The following is a 20,603-nucleotide window of genomic DNA, read 5'->3' as shown; positions in this document are numbered from 1 at the left end:
CCGAACATTCTATGGCCGTCATGGCAAAGAGCGATTTTGTGGGTTAATCCTAATAAATCAATTCCGTACCAAAAACAGGCGCCAAATATTTGCGGAAACGCCAAAAAGAACTAACTTAAAGATCGCCACCAAAGCTCGCTTATTCCGGCTAGCTCTGAGCGAGGCCTCTGGATTAGGCTTCTCCGGCGATCCGTATCCGGACCGAAAAGCATCCAAAAGTCTTTAATTAACAATGGAATGTGTTCATGCACTGATCTAAGTCAGATGTTCGAACAGCTAACAGAACTACTCTGTTGTCTCTCTTCTCCTGCACTGGAGTCATGCGATGTCTGAATCCCCCGCAAAACTGAAACTTGGCGCGTTGGTTGCTCTGGTTGTCGGCTCAATGATTGGTGGCGGGATCTTCTCCTTGCCACAAAACATGGCCGCCAGTGCTGACGTTGGCGCCGTACTGATCGGCTGGGCCATCACCGCCGTTGGCATGCTGACCCTGGCGTTTGTCTTCCAGACCCTGGCCAACCGAAAGCCTGATCTGGACGGCGGGGTATACGCCTACGCCAAGGCCGGTTTCGGCGACTACATGGGTTTCTCTTCCGCCTGGGGTTACTGGATCAGTGCGTGGTTGGGCAACGTCGGGTACTTCGTACTCTTGTTCAGCACCCTGGGTTACTTCTTCCCGATTTTCGGTGAAGGCAACACGGTAGCTGCCGTGATCGGTGCATCGGTGCTGCTCTGGGGCGTGCATTTCCTCGTGTTGCGGGGGATCAAGGAAGCCGCGTTCATCAACCTGGTAACCACGGTCGCCAAAATCGTGCCGCTGGTGCTGTTTGTGTTGATCGCGATTTTCGCCTTCAAACTGGACATCTTCACCGCTGACATCTGGGGCGTGAAAAACCCGGACCTGGGCAGCGTGATGAACCAGGTACGCAAGATGATGCTGGTCACCGTCTGGGTGTTCATCGGCATCGAGGGCGCGAGCATTTTCTCGGCCCGCGCAGAAAAACGCACCGATGTAGGTAAAGCCACCGTCATCGGTTTCATCACTGTGCTGCTGTTTCTGGTGCTGGTGAACGTGCTGTCCCTGGGCATCATGACTCAACCGGAACTGGCCAAGCTGCAGAACCCGTCGATGGCGGCCGTGCTGGAGCACGTGGTCGGTCACTGGGGCGCGGTGCTGATCAGCGTAGGCCTGATCATCTCGCTGCTGGGGGCGTTGCTTTCGTGGGTGCTGCTGTGTGCGGAGATCATGTTCGCCGCGGCCAAGGACCACACCATGCCGGAGTTCCTGCGCAAGGAAAACGCCAACCATGTGCCGGTCAACGCCCTGTGGCTGACCAACGCGATGGTGCAGTTGTTCCTGATCATCACGCTGTTTTCGGCCAGTACTTACCTGTCACTGATCTACCTCGCCACGTCGATGATTCTGGTGCCTTACCTGTGGTCGGCGGCTTATGCGCTGCTGCTGGCGGTGCGCGGCGAGACTTACGAAAACGACTCGGGCGAGCGCACCAAGGACCTGTTGATCGGCGCCATCTCGGTGATCTACGCGGTCTGGCTGGTCTACGCCGGCGGCACCAAATACCTGCTGCTGTCCGCCCTGCTCTATGCGCCCGGCGTAATCCTGTTCGCCAAGGCCAAACGTGAACTGGGCAAACCTGTTTTCACCAACGTCGAGAAGCTGATTTTTGCAGCCGTAATCATAGGCGCCGTGGTGGCGGCCTATGGGCTGTATTCCGGCTTCCTGACCCTGTAACACCTGAATAATTTGTCATCTGGAGGATCACTGTAATGACCACGGAAAAAGTTAAGTACGGCGTGCATTCCGAAGCCGGCAAACTGCGCAAAGTCATGGTTTGCTCCCCAGGCCTGGCCCACCAGCGGCTGACCCCGAACAACTGTGACGAACTGCTGTTTGATGATGTGCTTTGGGTCGCCCAAGCCAAGCGTGACCATTTCGACTTCGTCACCAAAATGCGCGAACGCAACATCGATGTACTGGAAATGCACAACCTGCTGACCGACATCGTTGCTATCCCGGAAGCGCTCGACTGGATTCTGGAGCGCAAGATCACTGCCAACTCGGTGGGCCTGGGCCTGATCAATGAAACCAGCTCGTGGCTGCGCAGCCTGGAGCCGCGCAAGATCGCCGAGTTCCTGATCGGTGGCGTCTCCGCCGATGACCTGCCGACCAGTTTCGGCGGCAAAGCCATCGAGATGTTCCGCGACTTCCTCGGCCACTCAAGCTTCATCCTGCCGCCACTGCCCAACACCCAGTTCACTCGCGATACCACGTGCTGGATCTACGGTGGCGTGACCCTGAACCCGATGTACTGGCCGGCGCGCCGCCAGGAAACCCTGCTGGCCACCGCCATCTACAAATTCCACCCGGAGTTCACCAACGCCGACTTCCAGATCTGGTACGGCGACCCGGACCAGGAACACGGTAGCTCCACCCTGGAGGGGGGCGACGTGATGCCAATCGGCAACGGCGTGGTGCTGATCGGCATGGGCGAACGCTCGTCCCGCCAGGCCATTGGCCTGCTGGCGCAAAGCCTGTTCAAAAACAAAGCGGTCGAAAAAGTCATCGTCGCCGGTCTGCCGAAATCCCGCGCAGCGATGCACCTCGATACCGTGTTCAGCTTCTGTGACCGCGACCTCGTCACGGTTTTCCCTGAAGTCGTCAATCAGATCGTCGCCTTCACCCTGCGTCCGGATGAGAAAAAACCGGGTGGCATCGACATCCGACGCGAAGACGCCAGCTTCCTCGACACCGTGGCCAAGGCCCTCAACCTGAAAGCGTTGCGCGTGGTGGAAACCGGCGGCAACAGCTTCGCCGCCGAGCGCGAACAGTGGGACGACGGCAACAACGTGGTGGCTGTGGAGCCAGGCGTGGTGATCGGTTATGACCGCAACACCTACACCAACACCTTGCTGCGCAAGGCGGGCATCGAAGTCATCACTATCAGCGCAGGCGAGCTGGGACGTGGACGTGGCGGCGGCCACTGCATGACCTGCCCGATCATTCGCGACCCAATCGACTACTAACCTTCAGCCTTGGCCGGCGCAGCCCTGTACCCCAGGGCATGCGCGACCAAGGGGATAACCGACACCAAAGGAGATCCATCATGGCTTTTAATATTCACAACCGTAATTTGCTGAGCCTGGAACACCACACCCCTCGCGAATTGCGCTACCTGCTCGACCTGTCCCGCGACCTCAAGCGCGCCAAGTACACCGGCACCGAGCAGCAACACCTCAAAGGCAACAACATCGCGCTGATCTTCGAAAAAACCTCGACCCGTACCCGCTGTGCGTTCGAAGTCGCGGCCTATGACCAAGGCGCCAACGTCACCTACATCGACCCGAACTCCTCGCAGATCGGCCACAAAGAAAGCATGAAAGACACCGCCCGCGTATTGGGGCGCATGTACGACGCCATTGAATACCGTGGCTTCAAGCAGGAAATCGTCGAAGAACTGGCCAAGTTTGCCGGCGTACCCGTGTTCAACGGCCTGACCGATGAATACCACCCGACGCAAATGATCGCCGACGTGCTGACCATGCGTGAACACGCCGACAAGCCGATCCACGACATCAGCTACGCCTACCTGGGCGACGCCCGTAACAACATGGGTAACTCGCTGCTGCTGATCGGCGCCAAGCTGGGCATGGACGTGCGCATCTGCGCGCCAAAAGCCCTGTGGCCGCTTGACGACCTGGTGGCTCGCTGCAAGCAATATGCGGAAGAAAGCGGTGCTCGCATCACCCTGACCGAAGACCCGAAAGCCGCGGTCAAAGGCGTGGACTTCATCCACACCGACGTCTGGGTGTCGATGGGCGAACCCGTTGAAGCCTGGGCCGAGCGTATCCAGCAACTGCTGCCGTACCAGGTCAACGCCGAACTGATGAAAGCCACCGGCAACCCGCGCACCAAGTTCATGCACTGCCTGCCGGCCTTCCACAACAGTGATACCAAAATCGGCAAGCAGATTGCCGAGCAGTACCCGAACCTGAAGAACGGCATCGAAGTGACCGATGACGTGTTCGAGTCGCCGGCCTGCATCGCCTTCGAGCAAGCGGAAAACCGCATGCACACCATCAAGGCGATTCTGGTGTCGACTTTGGCTGACCTTTAACGGCGCACCCGGCTCCCACTGACTGGACTCAGTCAATGTGGGAGCTGACTTTTGTGGGAGCCGGGCTTGCCCCGGGCGGCGTTCCGACGATGGCATCACCTCGCTGTAACTGATTCACCGAGGCGTCTGCATCGCTGGCAAGCCAGGCTCCCACAATGACCGCATCTCACTGTTTTTCTGGAAGGATTGCCATTATGCGTATCGTCGTCGCTTTGGGCGGTAACGCCCTGCTCCGCCGTGGTGAACCCATGACCGCGGATAATCAGCGCGCCAACATCCGGATCGCCACCGAACAAATTGCCAAGGTCCATGCCGGTAACCAACTGGTAATCGCCCACGGCAATGGTCCGCAGGTCGGCCTGTTGTCGCTGCAAGCCGCGGCCTACACCTCGGTTTCCCCCTACCCGCTGGACGTGCTCGGTGCCGAAACCGAAGGCATGATCGGCTACATCATCGAACAGGAACTGGGCAACCTGCTGGACTTCGAAGTGCCCTTCGCCACCCTGCTCACCCAGGTTGAAGTCGACCCCAAAGACCCGGCCTTTCAAAACCCTACCAAGCCGATCGGCCCGGTATATGCCAAGGCCGAAGCGGAAAAACTCGCCGCCGAAAAAGGCTGGGCGATTGCCCCGGACGGCGACAAATTCCGTCGCGTGGTGGCCAGCCCCAAACCAAAACGCATTTTCGAGATCCGCCCGATCAAGTGGCTCCTGGAAAAAGGCAGCATCGTGATCTGCGCCGGCGGTGGCGGCATCCCGACCATGTACACCTCACCCGGCGTACTGGAAGGTGTCGAAGCGGTGATCGATAAAGACCTGTGCTCGGCGCTGCTGGCCGAACAGCTTGAAGCCGATATTCTGGTGATCGCCACCGACGTCAGCGCCGCGTTCATCGACTACGGCAAGCCGACCCAGAAAGCCATCGGCCAGGCTCACCCGGATGAAATGGAAAAACTTGGCTTCGCCGCCGGCTCCATGGGGCCCAAGGTGCAGGCAGCCTGTGAATTCGCACGCCATACTGGAAAGGTCGCGGTGATCGGTTCACTCTCGGACATCGAAGCGATCGTCCAGGGCAAGGCAGGTACGCGCATCAGCACGGCGAAACCTGGCATTACTTACTTGTAGGGAGAAACGTCTATGGCACTGTTTGAGCCAGGTCATTTACACATCGAGCGACACGCGTTGACCAAGGACGATGTCAGCTACGACGTGAAGCTCGACTATGAAGTCAGCAAAAATGATAAAGGGGTGAAAGGAATTCAGTTCACCCTGCATGGCAGCATGCAAGGGAAGGACATGAAAGAGGCCTTCTTTCTGCCCAAGGAGGAGGCTTACAACTTCGCCAGAAACGTGACAGCGATCGCCGAGAAGTACGGCATTCCAAAGACCCATAGCCAGATCGGCTCGGTACACAAACATTACGACTTGATGTTTGAAGACATACGCAAGCAGTTGGACATGAAATCCGGCGACCCTGTAGATATCAAAGACTTCGAGTAATCCACTGACCCCTGTGGGAGCGAGCCTGCTCGCGCCCACAGGGGTTCTGTGTTGCCCGCAAATCCTGCACCGAATTTCACCTTATCCCCTGCGCCAAGGCATACTTGCCACCCTCCGCACTTCAGAACACTGAACCACCCCATGCGTATCCACGTCAGCTTCATCGACCGCGTCGGTATTACCCAGGAAGTCCTGGCCCTGCTCGGTGGGCGCAACCTCAATCTGGATGCGGTGGAGATGGTGCCGCCCAACGTTTACATCGATGCCCCGACCCTGAGCCCGCAAGTCCTCGAAGAGCTGCGCGATGCGTTGTTCAGCGTGCGCGGTGTGCAAGCGGTGACGGTGGTCGACATCCTTCCCGGCCAGCGCCGGCACCTGCAACTCGATGCCTTGCTCGCGGCCATGACCGACCCGGTCCTGGCGCTGGACAGTGCCGGCAAAGTGTTGCTGGCCAACCCGGCCTTGATCGCGTTGTACGGTCGTGAACCGGCGGGCGAAAGCATCGCCGACCTGTTTGCCGACCCGGCACTGCTCGACGCCCTGCTTGAGCATGGCTTTCGCCTGCCGCTGCGGGAAATCACCGTCGACGGTCAGACATTGCTGCTGGACGCCACGCCGATCACCGACGCGGGCGCCCTGTTGACCTTGTATCAACCCAACCGCATCGGTGAACGCCTCTCGGCGCTGCACCATGACCATGCCGAAGGGTTCGATGCGCTGCTGGGCGAGTCACCCGTCATCCGCACCCTCAAGGCGCGCGCACAACGGGTCGCGGCCCTCGATGCGCCGCTGCTGATCCAGGGCGAAACCGGCACCGGCAAAGAACTGGTGGCACGGGCCTGCCACGCCAGCAGCGCTCGGCACAGTTCGCCATTCCTCGCGCTCAACTGCGCGGCATTGCCGGAGAACCTCGCCGAAAGCGAACTGTTCGGCTATGCCCCCGGCGCCTTCACGGGTGCGCAACGGGGCGGCAAACCGGGGCTGATGGAACTGGCCAACCAGGGCACGGTGTTTCTGGATGAAATCGGCGAGATGTCGCCGTACTTGCAGGCCAAACTGCTGCGTTTTCTCAATGACGGCAGCTTTCGCCGCGTTGGCGGTGATCGCGAGGTGAAGGTCAATGTGCGGATTCTCAGCGCCACCCACCGCGACCTGGAAAAAATGGTCAGCGAGGGCAGCTTTCGCGAAGACCTGTTCTATCGCCTCAATGTGCTCAACGTTGAAGTCCCGCCGCTGCGCGAACGCGGCCAGGACATTCTGTTGCTCGCCCGCTATTTCATGCAGCAGGCCTGTGCACAAATCCAGCGCCCGGTCTGTCGCCTGGCACCGGGCACCTACCCGGCGTTGCTGGGCAATCGCTGGCCGGGCAACGTGCGGCAATTGCAGAACGTGATCTTCCGTGCCGCGGCGATTTGCGAAAGCACGCTGGTCGACATCGGCGACCTCGACATCGCCGGCACCTCGGTGGCGCGCCAGAACGACAGCGAAGTCGACAGCCTGGAACAGGCCATGGAATCGTTTGAAAAAACCCTGTTGGAAAAACTCTATATCAGCTACCCCTCGACCCGCCAACTGGCCAGCCGCCTGCAAACTTCCCACACGGCGATTGCCCATCGGTTGCGCAAGTACGGCATACCCAACAAGCCCTGAGCTTGTGGCGGGATCACAATCCCCCAAACACCACAGCCCCCTGTAGGAGCCGAGCTTGCTCGCGATGGCGGTACTTCAGTCACCTTTGATTTCGACTGAAGTACCGCCATCGCGAGCAAGCTCGGCTCCTACAGGGTCCATGTTCAAAAACGACCTCCATCTGTACTGAAAGCGCTACAGCGGAACGATATCGCTACACCCCTCCCCGATCACGGCTGTGCAAGGCTTTGATCCACCTCGGCTTTCTCCCCCGTCTCCGACCGTATCGATTTCGCTACACGCGATGAATTCAACCAATCTGCAAAACGTCATAAGTCATTGATAAATAACGGCTAAACCAACATTGGCCGTGTTCTTGCTATGTAGTCCTCATAACCAGGGCTTTGCCCAAGCATTCAATAGCGTCCACCAGACGAGTCTGGCCCCCCTTAGGAGTTCACATGAGCGAGTTGCGTTTTACTGAAGACCACGAATGGCTGCGCACCGAAGCTGACGGCAGCGTTACTGTCGGCATCACCGCTTTCGCACAGAACGCCTTGGGCGACGTGGTTTTTGTACAACTGCCTGAGCTGCAGTCCTATGACAAAGGCGCCGAAGCCGCCACCGTGGAATCGGTAAAAGCCGCCAGCGGCGTGTACATGCCACTGGACGGCGAGGTGCTGGAAGTGAACCCGGCGCTGGACAGCAGCCCTGAACTGGTCAACGAAGATCCGCTGGGCGAAGGCTGGTTCTTCCGCTTCCAGCCAAGCGACGCCTCGGCGGTCGCCCAATTGCTCGATCAGGATGCCTACGACCGTCTGATCAAAGCCAACGCCGAAGCCTGAGGAGCGCTGACATGACCCAAGTGAATCTGACCACCGCCAACGAATTCATCGCCCGCCATATCGGCCCTCGCGCCGGTGACGAGCAAGCCATGCTCAACAGCCTCGGTTTCGACTCCCTGGAAGCCCTGAGCGCCAGCGTCATTCCCGACAGCATCAAAGGCACCAGCGTCCTGGGCCTGGAAGACGGCCTGAGCGAAGCCGATGCCCTGGCGTCGATCAAAGCCATCGCCGGTAAAAACCAGCTGTTCAAGACTTACATCGGCCAGGGCTACTACGGCACCCACACGCCATCGCCGATCCTGCGCAACCTGCTGGAAAACCCGGCCTGGTACACCGCCTACACCCCGTACCAGCCAGAAATCTCCCAGGGCCGTCTCGAAGCGCTGCTGAACTTCCAGACCCTGATCAGCGACCTGACCGGCCTGCCGATTGCCAACGCTTCCCTGCTTGACGAAGCCACCGCCGCTGCCGAAGCCATGACCTTCTGCAAACGCCTGAGCAAGAACAAGGGCAGCCACCAATTCTTCGCTTCCGTGCATTGCCACCCGCAAACCCTCGACGTGCTGCGCACCCGTGCCGAGCCGTTGGGCATCGAGGTTGTCGTCGGTGACGAACTCGAACTAACCGACGTGACGCCGTTCTTCGGCGCGCTGCTGCAATACCCGGCCAGCAACGGTGACGTGTTCGATTACCGCGCGCTGACCGAACGCTTCCACGCGGCCAACGCACTGGTCGCCGTAGCGGCCGACCTGCTGGCCCTGACCGTGCTGACCGCACCGGGCGAATTCGGTGCCGACGTGGCCATCGGCAGCGCCCAACGCTTCGGCGTACCGCTGGGCTTCGGCGGCCCGCACGCGGCGTACTTTTCCACCAAAGATGCGTTCAAGCGTGACATGCCGGGCCGTCTGGTCGGTGTTTCCGTGGACCGTTTCGGCAAGCCGGCCCTGCGCCTGGCCATGCAAACCCGCGAGCAACACATCCGTCGCGAGAAAGCCACTTCGAACATCTGCACCGCGCAAGTGCTGCTGGCCAACATCGCCAGCATGTACGCCGTGTACCACGGCCCGAAAGGCCTGACCCAGATCGCCAATCGCGTGCATCACCTGACGGCGATTCTGGCCAAAGGCTTGAGCGCACTGGGCCTGACCGTTGAACAAGCCAGCTTCTTCGACACCCTGACCCTGAACACCGGCGCCAATACCGCCAAGCTGCACGATCAGGCGCGCGCCCAGCGCATCAACCTGCGCGTGGTCGATGCTCAGCGTGTGGGCCTGTCGGTCGACGAAACCACCACCCAGGCTGACATCGAAACCCTGTGGAGTATTTTCGCCGACGGCAAGACCCTGCCGGACTTCGCCGCCCTCGCAGCCGTAGTGCAGAGCACCATTCCTGCGTCGCTGGTGCGCCAATCGCCGATCCTCAGCCACCCAGTGTTCAACCGCTACCACTCGGAAACCGAGCTGATGCGCTACCTGCGCAAGCTGGCCGACAAAGACCTGGCACTGGACCGCACCATGATCCCGCTGGGTTCGTGCACCATGAAACTCAACGCCGCCAGCGAAATGATCCCGGTGACCTGGGCTGAATTCGGTGCCCTGCACCCGTTCGCCCCGGCCGAGCAAAGCGCCGGCTACCAGCAATTGACCGACGAACTGGAAGCGATGCTGTGCGCCGCGACTGGCTACGACTCGATCTCGCTGCAACCGAACGCCGGTTCGCAAGGTGAATACGCCGGTCTGCTGGCCATTCGCGCCTATCACCAGAGCCGTGGCGAAGACCGTCGCGACATCTGCCTGATCCCGTCGTCCGCCCACGGCACCAACCCGGCCACCGCTAACATGGCTGGCATGCGCGTCGTCGTCACCGCTTGCGATGCTCGCGGCAACGTCGACATCGAAGACCTGCGCGCCAAGGCCATCGAGCACCGCGAACACCTCGCTGCGCTGATGATTACCTACCCGTCGACCCACGGCGTGTTCGAAGAAGGCATCCGCGAGATCTGCGGCATCATTCATGACAACGGCGGCCAGGTGTACATCGACGGCGCCAACATGAACGCGATGGTCGGCCTCTGCGCACCGGGCAAGTTCGGCGGCGACGTGTCGCACTTGAACCTGCACAAGACCTTCTGCATTCCGCACGGCGGTGGCGGCCCGGGTGTCGGCCCGATCGGCGTGAAATCGCACCTGACCCCGTTCCTGCCGGGCCACGCCCAGATGGAACGCAAGGAAGGCGCAGTCTGCGCAGCACCGTTCGGCAGCGCGAGCATTCTGCCGATCACCTGGATGTACATTTCGATGATGGGTGGTGCGGGCCTCAAGCGCGCTTCGCAGCTGGCGATCCTCAATGCCAACTACATCTCCCGTCGCCTGGAAGAGCACTACCCAGTGCTGTACACCGGCAGCAACGGCCTGGTGGCGCACGAATGCATCCTCGACCTGCGTCCGTTGAAAGACAGCAGCGGCATCAGTGTCGATGACGTCGCCAAGCGCCTGATCGACTTCGGCTTCCACGCCCCGACCATGTCGTTCCCGGTCGCCGGCACGCTGATGATCGAGCCGACCGAAAGCGAATCCAAGGAAGAACTGGACCGTTTCTGCGACGCCATGATCCGCATCCGCGAAGAAATCCGCGCAGTGGAAAACGGCACGCTGGACAAGGACGACAACCCACTGAAAAACGCTCCGCACACCGCAGCAGAGATCGTTGGCGAGTGGACCCACCCGTACAGCCGTGAGCAAGCGGTGTATCCAGTTGCCTCGCTGATCGAAGGCAAATACTGGCCACCGGTCGGTCGCGTCGACAACGTCTTCGGCGATCGCAACCTGGTGTGCGCCTGCCCGTCGATCGAAAGCTACGCTTAAACGAATGAGGGGGCGGGTTTACTCGCCCCCGCGTTCAAGAACACCGCTTATCCCTGTGGGAGCAAAGCTTGCTCGCGATAGCCGTTACACGGTCTATCTGATGAACCGCGTCATCGTTCATCGCGAGCAAGCTTTGCTCCTACGGCTCACGTTGCACCTATAACAAGAAACCGGAGAACAACCATGTCGTTAAGCGTGTTCGACCTGTTCAAGATTGGCATCGGCCCCTCCAGCTCCCACACCGTCGGTCCGATGCGCGCCGCCGCACGCTTCGCCGAAGGTTTGCGCCGTGAAGGTCTGATGGCTGCCACCACCTGCGTCAAAATCGAGCTCTACGGTTCGCTCGGTGCCACCGGCAAGGGCCACGGCAGCGACAAGGCTGTGTTGCTCGGCCTCGAAGGCGAACACCCGGACACCGTGGACACCGAAACCGTTGCTGCGCGCTTGCAAGAAATTCGCGGTAGCGGGCGCTTGAACCTGCTCGGCGAACACAGCATTGCGTTCAACGAGAAAGAACACCTGGCGATGATTCGCAAACCGTTGGCCTATCACCCCAACGGCATGATCTTTCGCGCGTTCGACGCGGCGGGCCTACAGATCCGCAGCCGCGAGTACTACTCGGTCGGTGGTGGTTTTGTGGTCGATGAAGACGCCGCCGGCGCCGACCGCATCGTCGAAGACGCCACGCCGCTGACCTTCCCGTTCAAAAGTGCCAAGGACTTGCTCAGTCATTGCACCACCTACGGCCTGTCCATCAGCCAGGTGATGCTGACCAACGAAAGCGCCTGGCGCCCGGAAGCGGAAACCCGCGCCGGCCTGTTGAAAATCTGGCAAGTGATGCAGGACTGCGTCGACGCCGGTTGCCGCAACGAAGGCATCCTGCCCGGCGGCTTGAAGGTCAAGCGCCGCGCCGCCGCCCTGCATCGACAATTGTGCAAGAACCCGGAATCGTCATTGCGCGATCCGCTGTCGGTGCTGGACTGGGTCAATCTGTACGCCCTGGCGGTCAACGAAGAAAACGCCAATGGCGGACGCGTCGTCACCGCGCCCACTAACGGTGCAGCCGGGATCATTCCAGCGGTTTTGCATTACTACATGCGCTTTATCCCGGGGGCCAATGAAGACGGGGTCGTGCGCTTTCTGCTGACCGCGGCGGCCATCGGCATTCTCTACAAAGAAAACGCCTCGATCTCTGGCGCCGAAGTCGGTTGCCAGGGCGAGGTCGGCGTGGCCTGTTCCATGGCCGCCGGCGCCTTGTGCGAGGTCCTTGGCGGGACCGTGCAGCAAGTGGAAAACGCGGCGGAAATCGGCATGGAACACAACCTGGGCCTGACTTGCGACCCGATTGGCGGGCTGGTGCAAGTGCCTTGCATCGAGCGCAATGCCATGGGCTCGGTGAAGGCCATCAATGCGGTGCGCATGGCGCTGCGTGGGGACGGTCAGCACTTCGTCTCCCTCGACAAGGTCATCCGCACCATGCGCCAGACTGGCGCCGACATGAAAAGCAAATACAAGGAAACCGCCCGTGGCGGTTTGGCGGTCAACATTATCGAGTGCTGATGCTCACGCGCATTGGCACACTTTTTCAGGAGCTGAATATGTCCACCGAACAATTGCTGAAAACCCCGTTGCACGCCCTGCACATCGAACTCGGCGCGCGCATGGTGCCGTTCGCCGGCTATGACATGCCAGTGCAATACCCGCTTGGCGTAATGAAAGAACACCAGCACACCCGCGATCAAGCCGGGCTGTTCGATGTTTCGCACATGGGCCAGATCCGCCTGACCGGCGCCAATGCCGCCAAGGCCCTGGAAACCCTGGTGCCGGTGGACATCATCGACCTGCCGGTGGGCATGCAGCGCTACGCGATGTTCACCAATGAAACCGGTGGCATTCTCGACGACCTGATGGTCGCCAACCTCGGTAACGACGAATTGTTCCTGGTGGTCAACGCAGCCTGCAAGGATCAGGACCTGGCGCACCTGCGCAAGCACATTGGCGAGCAATGCACCATTGAGCCCCTGTTCGAAGAACGCGCCTTGCTGGCCCTGCAAGGTCCGGCCGCAGTCACCGTGCTTGCGCGCCTGGCCCCTGAAGTGGCGAAGATGACCTTCATGCAGTTCACCCGCGTGAAATTGCTGGGCGTGGACTGCTTCGTCAGCCGTTCGGGCTACACCGGGGAAGACGGCTTCGAAATCTCCGTACCGGCCGCCAATGCCGAAGCCCTGGCACGCGCCCTCCTGGCCGAACCAGAAGTCGCCGCCATCGGCCTGGGTGCGCGCGACTCGTTGCGCCTGGAGGCCGGCCTGTGCCTCTACGGCCACGACATGAACACCGAGACCACCCCGATCGAAGCAAGCCTGCTGTGGGCCATCTCCAAGCCGCGTCGTGCCGATGGTGCGCGGGCCGGCGGCTTCCCTGGCGCTGAAACCGTATTCGCGCAACAACAAGGTGGTGTCAGCCGCAAGCGCGTGGGCCTGCTGCCTCAGGAACGCACGCCTGTGCGTGAGGGTGCGGAAATCGTCAACGAGGCTGGCGACATCATCGGCGCCGTATGCAGCGGCGGTTTTGGCCCGACCCTGGCAGGTCCTTTGGCCATGGGTTACCTCGACAGCGCCTACATCGCCATCGACACACCCGTATGGGCGATTGTCCGTGGGAAAAAGGTGCCTTTGCTTGTAAGCAAAATGCCATTTGTTGCACAACGCTACTATCGCGGCTGATTGACTGTTTCTATAAGTAACGCGGTGGCGTTAACAGTGCACTAATGTGTAACGCAACCGCCATAAAATAGTGCATGTCATTACCAATAAGCTTCGTTTATGAACGCTGCTTATAACGTTCTAAAACAATTGAGCAGCGACATAGAATAAGAAGGCTCTAGTGGATCGACTAGTGCGCTCAACCTGAGCAAAACCGGGCCTCTGACGGGGCTTGTTTTTTCTCCCATAGTTGGCGTAGAGTTTGTTCACTGTGTTTGCATGGGTCGCTTGGAATCGTGACCTGGGCAGTAGCCTACAAGTTAGCTACATCCCGTTCGACGTCTTCTTACTCTCCTGCAACCAGCCCCAGTACTCTTTCATGAGAAGGAGACTGTCATTAATTTTTGCGTCAAAGGAAATAAGAAATGTCCCAACGTCAGAGCGGTACCGTCAAGTGGTTTAACGACGAGAAAGGTTTTGGTTTTATCACTCCTGAAAGCGGTCCGGATCTGTTCGTACATTTCCGCGCCATCCAGGGCAACGGCTTCAAGAGCCTGAAAGAAGGCCAGAAAGTGACTTTCGTTGCCGTGCAAGGCCAGAAAGGCATGCAGGCTGACGAGGTTCAAGCAGAAGGTTAATCTTCTGTAACGAAAAAGCCCCTGATGCTGACATCAGGGGCTTTTTTGTGCGCGTAAATCCGTAAAATGGCTTCTTTTTTCTGCCCAGAGGCTGCCATGTCGAAACACCTGCTCAACCCCCAGGGCGACTTCCCCACCGCCCCCCTGGGTCGTCGCCTGGCAGCGATGTTCTATGACTTCCTGTTATGCACCGCCCTGCTGATCGTCACCAGCGGCATTTACAAGATGATCCAGATGGCCATCCTCGGCGAAGAAAAAATGCGCACCCTGACCGAAGCCGGCGCGCTGGACGGCGATCCATTGCTCTCGACGGTGTTGCTGTTTGTACTGTTCGGCTTTTTCGCCAAGTTCTGGACCTGGTCTGGCCAGACACTGGGCATGCAGGTGTGGTGCATCCGCGTACAGAACGCCGACGGCTCGTCCATCAGCCTGTGGCAGGCGCTGTTGCGGTTTGTAGTGTCGATAGCGTCCTGGCTATGTCTGGGGCTGGGTTTCTTCTGGTCGCTGTTCGACAAGCAGAAACGCAGTTGGCATGACATGTACTCCAACACTCAGCTCGTACAGATTCCGAAAAAAACCAAGTAAACCGCCAGATGCAAAAACGCCCCGACCAAATCGGGGCGTTTTTTTAGCGGTCAGCGAATCAGGCGTTACCCGCCAGCTTCATTCGCGCAGCCTGAGTGAAGTCGAGCATGCGCTTCAATGGGCGAATCGCCTGCGGAATCAGCGCAGGATCGACAAAGATCTCATTCGCCCCCTCTTTCAAGCTCTTCAGCAGGCGCTCAAGCGTGTTCATTGCCATCCACGGGCAGTGTGCGCAACTGCGGCACGCGGCACCGTTACCGGCCGTTGGCGCTTCGATGAAGACCTTGTCCGGGCACAGCTGCTGCATTTTGTAGAAAATGCCGCGGTCGGTGGCGACGATCAACGTCTTGTTTGGCAGGCTCTGCGCCGCCGCGATCAACTGGCTGGTAGAACCGACGGCATCCGCCAGTTCGATCACCGAGGTCGGGGACTCCGGGTGCACCAGAATCGCGGCTTCGGGGTACAGCGCCTTCATGTCTTCAAGCTGCTTGGACTTGAACTCCTCGTGAACGATGCAAGCACCGTCCCACAGCAGCATGTCCGCACCGGTCTGGCGCTGAATGTAGGTGCCCAGGTGTTTATCCGGGCCCCAGATAATGGTCTCGCCGTTGTCCATCAGGCTTTCGACGATTTCCAGTGCGCAACTGGAGGTCACCACCCAATCCGCCCGGGCTTTGACTGCCGCCGAGGTATTGGCGTACACCACGACGGTGCGTTCCGGGTGCTGATCACAGAACGCCGAAAACTCGTCTACCGGGCAGCCCAGGTCCAGCGAGCACGTCGCTTCGAGGGTGGGCATCAGCACACGTTTTTCAGGGGTGAGGATTTTCGCGGTTTCACCCATGAACTTCACACCGGCGACCACCACGGTTTTGGCCGGATGTGCGGCGCCGAAGCGGGCCATCTCCAACGAGTCGGAGACGCATCCACCGGTTTCTTCAGCCAATGCCTGAATGACCGGATCGCAATAGAAGTGGGCAACCAGCACCGCGTTCTGAGCCTTGAGCTCGGCGGCGATGGCGGCACGGTAATAGGCCTCTTCCTCGGCAGTCAGCGGTTTGGGCTGCTTGGCATCGAGGTGAGCCTGAACCAAAAGGCGTTCGGAAATCTGCGTCATGTTCGCAAGACCTGCAGGCGCATTTGCGCGAAAGTCGAGTATACACCCGGCTCCGACCCTTTCAGGGTACCGCCGGGAGAGTGAGTATTCATCAGGCACGGACAGCGTTGAAGCTGGGCAAGGCTACAGAATATCCCGCAGATGCAAAAGATGATTCTGACCCGGCCGACCTTAAATCGCGGGCAAAAAAAAATCCGGAAATCCTCACTTGCGTGGGCCTTCCAGACTTTTAAAACTGCTACAAAAATGGTGGGTCGTGTGGGATTCGAACCTACGACCAATTGGTTAAAAGCCAACTGCTCTACCAACTGAGCTAACGACCCGCTGTGTGGTGGCGCGTATAATACTGATTTTTAAGGACTATTCAACACCTAATTTGAAATAAATCAAAAATAAGGTGTTGGGTCGCTGATTCCGGCCGCCGCGAAGCCTTCTGCGCGCAGTCGGCAGCTGTCGCATTTACCGCACGCACGACCGTTATCGTCGGCCTGATAGCAGGAAACGGTCAGCCCGTAATTGACGCCAAGCTTCACGCCAGCCTCAACGATCTGTGCCTTGCTCAGGTTCTGCAGCGGCGCCTGAATGCGGAAACCATTGCCCTCGACACCGGCCTTGGTCGCCAGATTGGCCATGCGCTCGAACGACTCGATGAACTCAGGACGGCAGTCGGGGTAACCGGAGTAATCCACCGCATTGACGCCAATAAAGATGTCACGCGCACCCAGCACTTCCGCCCAGCCCAACGCCAGCGACAGAAACACCGTGTTGCGTGCCGGTACGTAGGTCACCGGAATACCTTCGCCGAGCTCTTCAGGTATGTCGATGCTGCTGTCGGTCAGTGCCGAGCCGCCAATGCCGTTCAGGTTCAGACCGATCACCTTGTGCTCGACCACACCCAAGTCTCGGGCGACGCGTGCAGCGGCATGCAACTCGGCATGAGACCGCTGACCATAATCAAAGCTCATGGTGTAGCAGCTGTAACCTTCGGCGCGAGCCATGGCCACGACTGTCGCCGAGTCCAGGCCACCGGACAGCAGGATGACCGCACGTTTTTCAGCAGTGTTCGATTGTTCAGTCATTTCAGCGCCCCGGCTCGTCATTCCAAAGATATTTATGCAGCTGCAATTGCAAACGCACAGGCAGGTTGTCCGCCACGACCCAGTCCGCCAGATCCCGAGCATTCAGGTCATGGTGGCTTGGCGAGAACAGGACTTCACCGGCGCGCCGATCAAGACCGTACTGGATCAGCTTGGACACAGCCCAGTCGTAGTCTTCCCGCGAGCAGATGACAAACTTCACTTGGTCGTTGGGCGTGAGCAATTCGATATTTTCGTAGCGGTTGCGGTGTGCTTCCTTCGAACCCGGGGTTTTCAGGTCGACAACGCGACTGACCCGAGAATCTACTGCCGAGATGTCGAGCGCACCACTGGTTTCCAGTGACACTTCGTAACCGGCGTCACACAACTGCTTGAGCAATGGGATGGCGTTAGGTTGTGCCAGTGGCTCACCACCGGTGACACACACATAACGCGGGCGAAAACCGGCCACTTGCTCGAGGATATCGTCGAGCGGGCGGATGGTTCCACCCGTGAAGGCATAGGCGCTGTCGCAGTATTGGCAACGCAATGGGCAACCGGTCAGGCGCACAAATACTGTGGGCAGCCCGGCAGTCCGCGTTTCACCCTGCAACGAGTAAAAAACTTCGGTGATTCTCAATGTGTCTTGCATAGTCGCCACGGGCATAACAGCTAAACAGGCTGTCCGCCTCCGTCAGGCACTTCAAGGAACCCCGCCACCGCGCAGATCCCGAAAAGCGTGTTTCATAAAAAGGGCGTGAATTCTAACGAAAAAACCCGCGACAAGCGCGGGTTTCTTCAAATCGGGTCAAGCCAGCTTACATGCGCTGCAAGTCTCGTTGCGCCAACTGAGCTGCGGAAGTCCCCGGATACTGGGATACAACCTGCTGCAGAATGCCCTTGACCTTGTCGGTGTGACCAAGGCGGCGTTCCACATCAGCGAGCTTGTACAACGAATCAGGCACTTTGGCGTGCTTTGGGTACAACTGTGAAACCTTGGCAAACGCTTGACCTGCACCTTGCAGATCGCCTTTGGCCAGGTTCACTTCGCCCAGCCAGTACTGGGCATTGCCCGCGTATTGGCTGTTCGGGTATTTGCGCAGGAATGCGGCAAAAGCCTGGCTGGCCTTGTCGAAATCCTTGGCTTTGATCAAGTCGAAGGCTGCGTCGTAATACAGCTTTTCCTTCGCCGGATCAGCCGGCTCGCTACCCGCGGCAGGTGCTTGAGCGGCAGCGGCTCCAGCACTTGCGCCGACGGCAGCACCAGGGGCGTTCAAATCACCACTGGTGGAAGAATTCTCAGAAGTCGCGGCAGGTGCAGCACCGGTTCCAATGCGCCGATCAAGATCCTGATATCGCTCCAGGTTCTCTTGCTTCATGCGCGCCACATCATTTTGCAGAACTTCAATCGCGCCTTGCTGGCGCTCGATCTGTTGCTGCATTTGTTGCAGTTGGTTGAACAGCTCGCCCTGTGCCGAGACAGGGGCCGAAACCCCTCCCCCGGCATAGGCGCCGTTCGTACCGTAACCTGCAGGCGGATAACTGCTCCCGCTATTGTTATAACCGGAGTTGTTATCGACCACAGGAACCGCAGCCAACACCGCAAGCGGTGCGAGACTGAGAGCCAAGACAGTTACAGCACGACGGCACGTTCGCATGACGAATTACTTACGCAGTTCGACGCGACGGTTTTGAGCCCAGGACTGCTCGTCGTTGCCGGTAGCAACTGGACGCTCTTCGCCGTAGGAAACCAGTTCCAGCTGAGCTGGGGAAACACCTTGCAGTACCAGGTAGCGTTGAACGGCTTTCGCACGACGCTCGCCCAGTGCCATGTTGTACTCACGAGTACCACGTTCGTCGGTGTTGCCTTCCAGAACAACGCGAGCGCCGTTTGCTTTCAGGTCTTTGGCGTGAACGTCCAGAGCGCGCATGGCTTCTGGCTTCAGGTCCGAGCTGTCGTATTCGAAGTAGAAAGTGGTGATAGCGCGCAGAGCAGCTTCTTCGCTCAGGGAACCGTCAACGGCACCAGTGTTTGCGCCATAACCAGCGTTTGGATCTACTGCGCCTTCACCGGCGTTGTCGCCGCCTTTGGACGAGCAACCTACAGCTACAGCCATGGCCAGAGCCAGCGCAGCAAATTTACCAAACTTCAGCATTTCCATCGTGAAACTCCTAATGAACCCCAATGTGTTAAGTACAACGTGTAGCGCCGCGTCAGTTCAGGTAAGGGGACCAGGAAGGTTCTCTGACTTCGCCTTGAGCGGTAGGAAGCGGGAGCCTTACGCGTCCATTAATGGACACGAGCATCAAGACTCCCCGGCCCTGCTGGCGGGTGGCGTAGATTACCATGGTGCCGTTGGGCGCAACAGTAGGCGACTCGTCCAGAGTGCTATCAGTGAGGATCTTTACACTACCTCGCTGCAAATCCTGGGCCGCCACCTTGAAATTGGTGAAACCATCCTGGCGGTGGATCATCACCAGGGTCTTTTCATCAGCCGACAGTTTAGGGTTGGCGTTGTAGTTACCCACGAAGGTCACACGCTCCGCACCGCCACCACCGACGCTGGTTTTGTAGATCTGCGGCTTGCCGCCACGGTCGGAGGTGAAGTAGATGGTCGAGCCATCCTTACCCCAGAACGGTTCGGTGTTGATGCCGGGACCGTTGGTGACACGAGAGATCTGACGCGAACCCAGGTTCATCACATAGATGTCCGGGTTGCCGTCTTTGGACAGCACGAACGCCAGGCGATTGCCGTCCGGCGACCAGGCTGGCGCGCCATTCAGGCCTTCGAAGTTGGTGATCTGCTCACGGCGACCGGTGTCGATGTTCTGCATGAAAATGCGCGGACGCTTCTGCTCGAACGACACATAGGCGATGCGCTTGCCATCCGGCGCAAAACGCGGCGACAGGATTGGCTCGCGCGATTGCAGCAGGGTCACGGCACGGGCACCGTCATAGTCCGAACGTTGCAGCGTGTAACGCGTGTTCTTCTCGGAGAAACGCTCGGCCGTCACGTACAGCAGGCGAGTCGAGAACGCACCTTTGATACCGGTGAGTTTTTCAAACGACTGGTCGGAGATGTAGTGCGCCATGTCGCGCAACTGATCTGTACTGCCCGACACGCTGCCGGTCAGTACTTGCTGCTCGGTGGCAACGTTGAACAGTGCGTATTGAACCTGCAGGCGACCGCCCGCTGGAACGATACTGCCGACCATGATGTATTGGGCACCCACCGCCTTCCAGTCACGGAAAATGATTTCGCTGGCCTGGCTCGGCAAGCTGATCATGTTCTGCTTTGGAATCGGCGAGTAGTAACCCGAGTTGCGCAGGTCGTTACCGATGATTTCGGCCATGTCGTCCGGCAGCACAGCGCCGCCCTGGAACGCAAACGGCACGACTGCAATCGGGGTAGCCCGATCACTGCCGCTGGTGACCAGAATGTTTTTCTCATCTGCCATCGCCATCCCTGCCATGCAGCAGATAGCGATTAGCATTCCTCGTAGAAGGTTTC

At 59.1% G+C, this 20,603-nt stretch carries 18 protein-coding genes and 1 tRNA gene; 12 read left to right on the top strand and 7 right to left on the bottom strand.

The window, feature by feature from the left end:
- Nucleotides 1–325 precede the first annotated feature (325 nt).
- The 12 genes from arcD to C7534_RS04160 all read left to right on the top strand — a co-directional run bounded on the left by arcD (nt 326) and on the right by C7534_RS04160 (nt 14,898).
- Nucleotides 326–1,753, top strand: coding sequence for an arginine-ornithine antiporter (gene arcD, locus C7534_RS04215; protein ID WP_077431381.1), 1,428 nt, complete (start codon nt 326–328; stop codon nt 1,751–1,753).
- A 35-nt stretch (nt 1,754–1,788) separates the two neighbouring features.
- Nucleotides 1,789–3,045: an arginine deiminase gene (gene arcA, locus C7534_RS04210; RefSeq protein ID WP_046032047.1), complete on the top strand. Its 1,257-nt coding sequence runs from the start codon at nt 1,789–1,791 to the stop codon at nt 3,043–3,045.
- Nucleotides 3,046–3,125: 80 nt separating this feature from the next.
- Nucleotides 3,126–4,136 (top strand): ornithine carbamoyltransferase, encoded by a 1,011-nt coding sequence (locus C7534_RS04205; RefSeq protein WP_046032048.1) that lies wholly within the window; start codon nt 3,126–3,128, stop codon nt 4,134–4,136.
- 194 nt (nt 4,137–4,330) lie between these two features.
- Nucleotides 4,331–5,260 (top strand): carbamate kinase, encoded by a 930-nt coding sequence (gene arcC / locus C7534_RS04200; RefSeq protein ID WP_046032049.1) that lies wholly within the window; start codon nt 4,331–4,333, stop codon nt 5,258–5,260.
- 12 nt (nt 5,261–5,272) lie between these two features.
- Nucleotides 5,273–5,635, top strand: coding sequence for a DUF5064 family protein (locus C7534_RS04195; protein ID WP_109785077.1), 363 nt, complete (start codon nt 5,273–5,275; stop codon nt 5,633–5,635).
- A gap of 141 nt (nt 5,636–5,776) precedes the next feature.
- On the top strand, nt 5,777–7,285 hold the full coding sequence (locus C7534_RS04190; RefSeq protein ID WP_046032051.1) for a sigma-54-dependent transcriptional regulator: 1,509 nt from the start codon (nt 5,777–5,779) through the stop codon (nt 7,283–7,285).
- Nucleotides 7,286–7,725: 440 nt separating this feature from the next.
- Entirely contained in the window at nt 7,726–8,109 is a 384-nt protein-coding gene (gene gcvH, locus C7534_RS04185) for a glycine cleavage system protein GcvH (RefSeq protein WP_046032052.1), read from the top strand.
- 11 nt (nt 8,110–8,120) lie between these two features.
- Complete coding sequence (gene gcvP / locus C7534_RS04180; RefSeq protein ID WP_046032053.1) at nt 8,121–10,973, top strand: aminomethyl-transferring glycine dehydrogenase; 2,853 nt, start codon at nt 8,121–8,123, stop codon at nt 10,971–10,973.
- Nucleotides 10,974–11,156: 183 nt separating this feature from the next.
- Complete coding sequence (locus C7534_RS04175) at nt 11,157–12,533, top strand: L-serine ammonia-lyase (protein ID WP_109785076.1); 1,377 nt, start codon at nt 11,157–11,159, stop codon at nt 12,531–12,533.
- A gap of 38 nt (nt 12,534–12,571) precedes the next feature.
- Nucleotides 12,572–13,696 (top strand): glycine cleavage system aminomethyltransferase GcvT, encoded by a 1,125-nt coding sequence (gene gcvT / locus C7534_RS04170; protein ID WP_077432198.1) that lies wholly within the window; start codon nt 12,572–12,574, stop codon nt 13,694–13,696.
- Nucleotides 13,697–14,100: 404 nt separating this feature from the next.
- Entirely contained in the window at nt 14,101–14,313 is a 213-nt protein-coding gene (locus C7534_RS04165; RefSeq protein WP_007934683.1) for a cold-shock protein, read from the top strand.
- A gap of 96 nt (nt 14,314–14,409) precedes the next feature.
- The gene (locus tag C7534_RS04160) at nt 14,410–14,898 is read left to right on the top strand and encodes an RDD family protein (protein ID WP_109785075.1); all 489 of its coding nucleotides are present in this window, start codon (nt 14,410–14,412) and stop codon (nt 14,896–14,898) included.
- A 58-nt stretch (nt 14,899–14,956) separates the two neighbouring features.
- Here C7534_RS04160 and nadA read toward each other — a convergent pair whose 3' ends face one another.
- From nadA to tolB, 7 genes are all read right to left on the bottom strand, one after another.
- On the bottom strand, nt 14,957–16,015 hold the full coding sequence (gene nadA, locus C7534_RS04155; protein ID WP_046032056.1) for a quinolinate synthase NadA: 1,059 nt from the start codon (nt 16,013–16,015) through the stop codon (nt 14,957–14,959).
- Between the two features lie 247 nt (nt 16,016–16,262).
- A tRNA-Lys gene (locus tag C7534_RS04150) sits at nt 16,263–16,338 on the bottom strand.
- Nucleotides 16,339–16,401: 63 nt separating this feature from the next.
- Nucleotides 16,402–17,094 carry a 7-cyano-7-deazaguanine synthase QueC gene (gene queC / locus C7534_RS04145; RefSeq protein ID WP_046032058.1) on the bottom strand — a complete coding sequence of 231 codons (693 nt, stop codon included), beginning with the start codon at nt 17,092–17,094 and terminating at the stop codon, nt 16,402–16,404.
- A gap of 1 nt (nt 17,095) precedes the next feature.
- A complete protein-coding gene (gene queE, locus C7534_RS04140) occupies nt 17,096–17,743 on the bottom strand; it encodes a 7-carboxy-7-deazaguanine synthase QueE (protein WP_046032066.1) in 648 nt (215 codons plus the stop codon).
- A gap of 166 nt (nt 17,744–17,909) precedes the next feature.
- A complete protein-coding gene (gene ybgF, locus C7534_RS04135; protein WP_109785074.1) occupies nt 17,910–18,749 on the bottom strand; it encodes a tol-pal system protein YbgF in 840 nt (279 codons plus the stop codon).
- A gap of 6 nt (nt 18,750–18,755) precedes the next feature.
- Entirely contained in the window at nt 18,756–19,253 is a 498-nt protein-coding gene (gene pal, locus C7534_RS04130; protein ID WP_003178634.1) for a peptidoglycan-associated lipoprotein Pal, read from the bottom strand.
- A 52-nt stretch (nt 19,254–19,305) separates the two neighbouring features.
- Nucleotides 19,306–20,586 (bottom strand): Tol-Pal system beta propeller repeat protein TolB, encoded by a 1,281-nt coding sequence (gene tolB / locus C7534_RS04125; RefSeq protein ID WP_442963196.1) that lies wholly within the window; start codon nt 20,584–20,586, stop codon nt 19,306–19,308.
- Nucleotides 20,587–20,603: the final 17 nt, after the last annotated feature.

The sequence above is a fragment of the Pseudomonas sp. OV226 genome, assembly GCF_003148705.1.
In the GTDB taxonomy this organism is placed as follows: Bacteria; Pseudomonadota; Gammaproteobacteria; order Pseudomonadales; family Pseudomonadaceae; genus Aquipseudomonas.
This window is presented reverse-complemented; position numbering and strand designations above follow the sequence as displayed.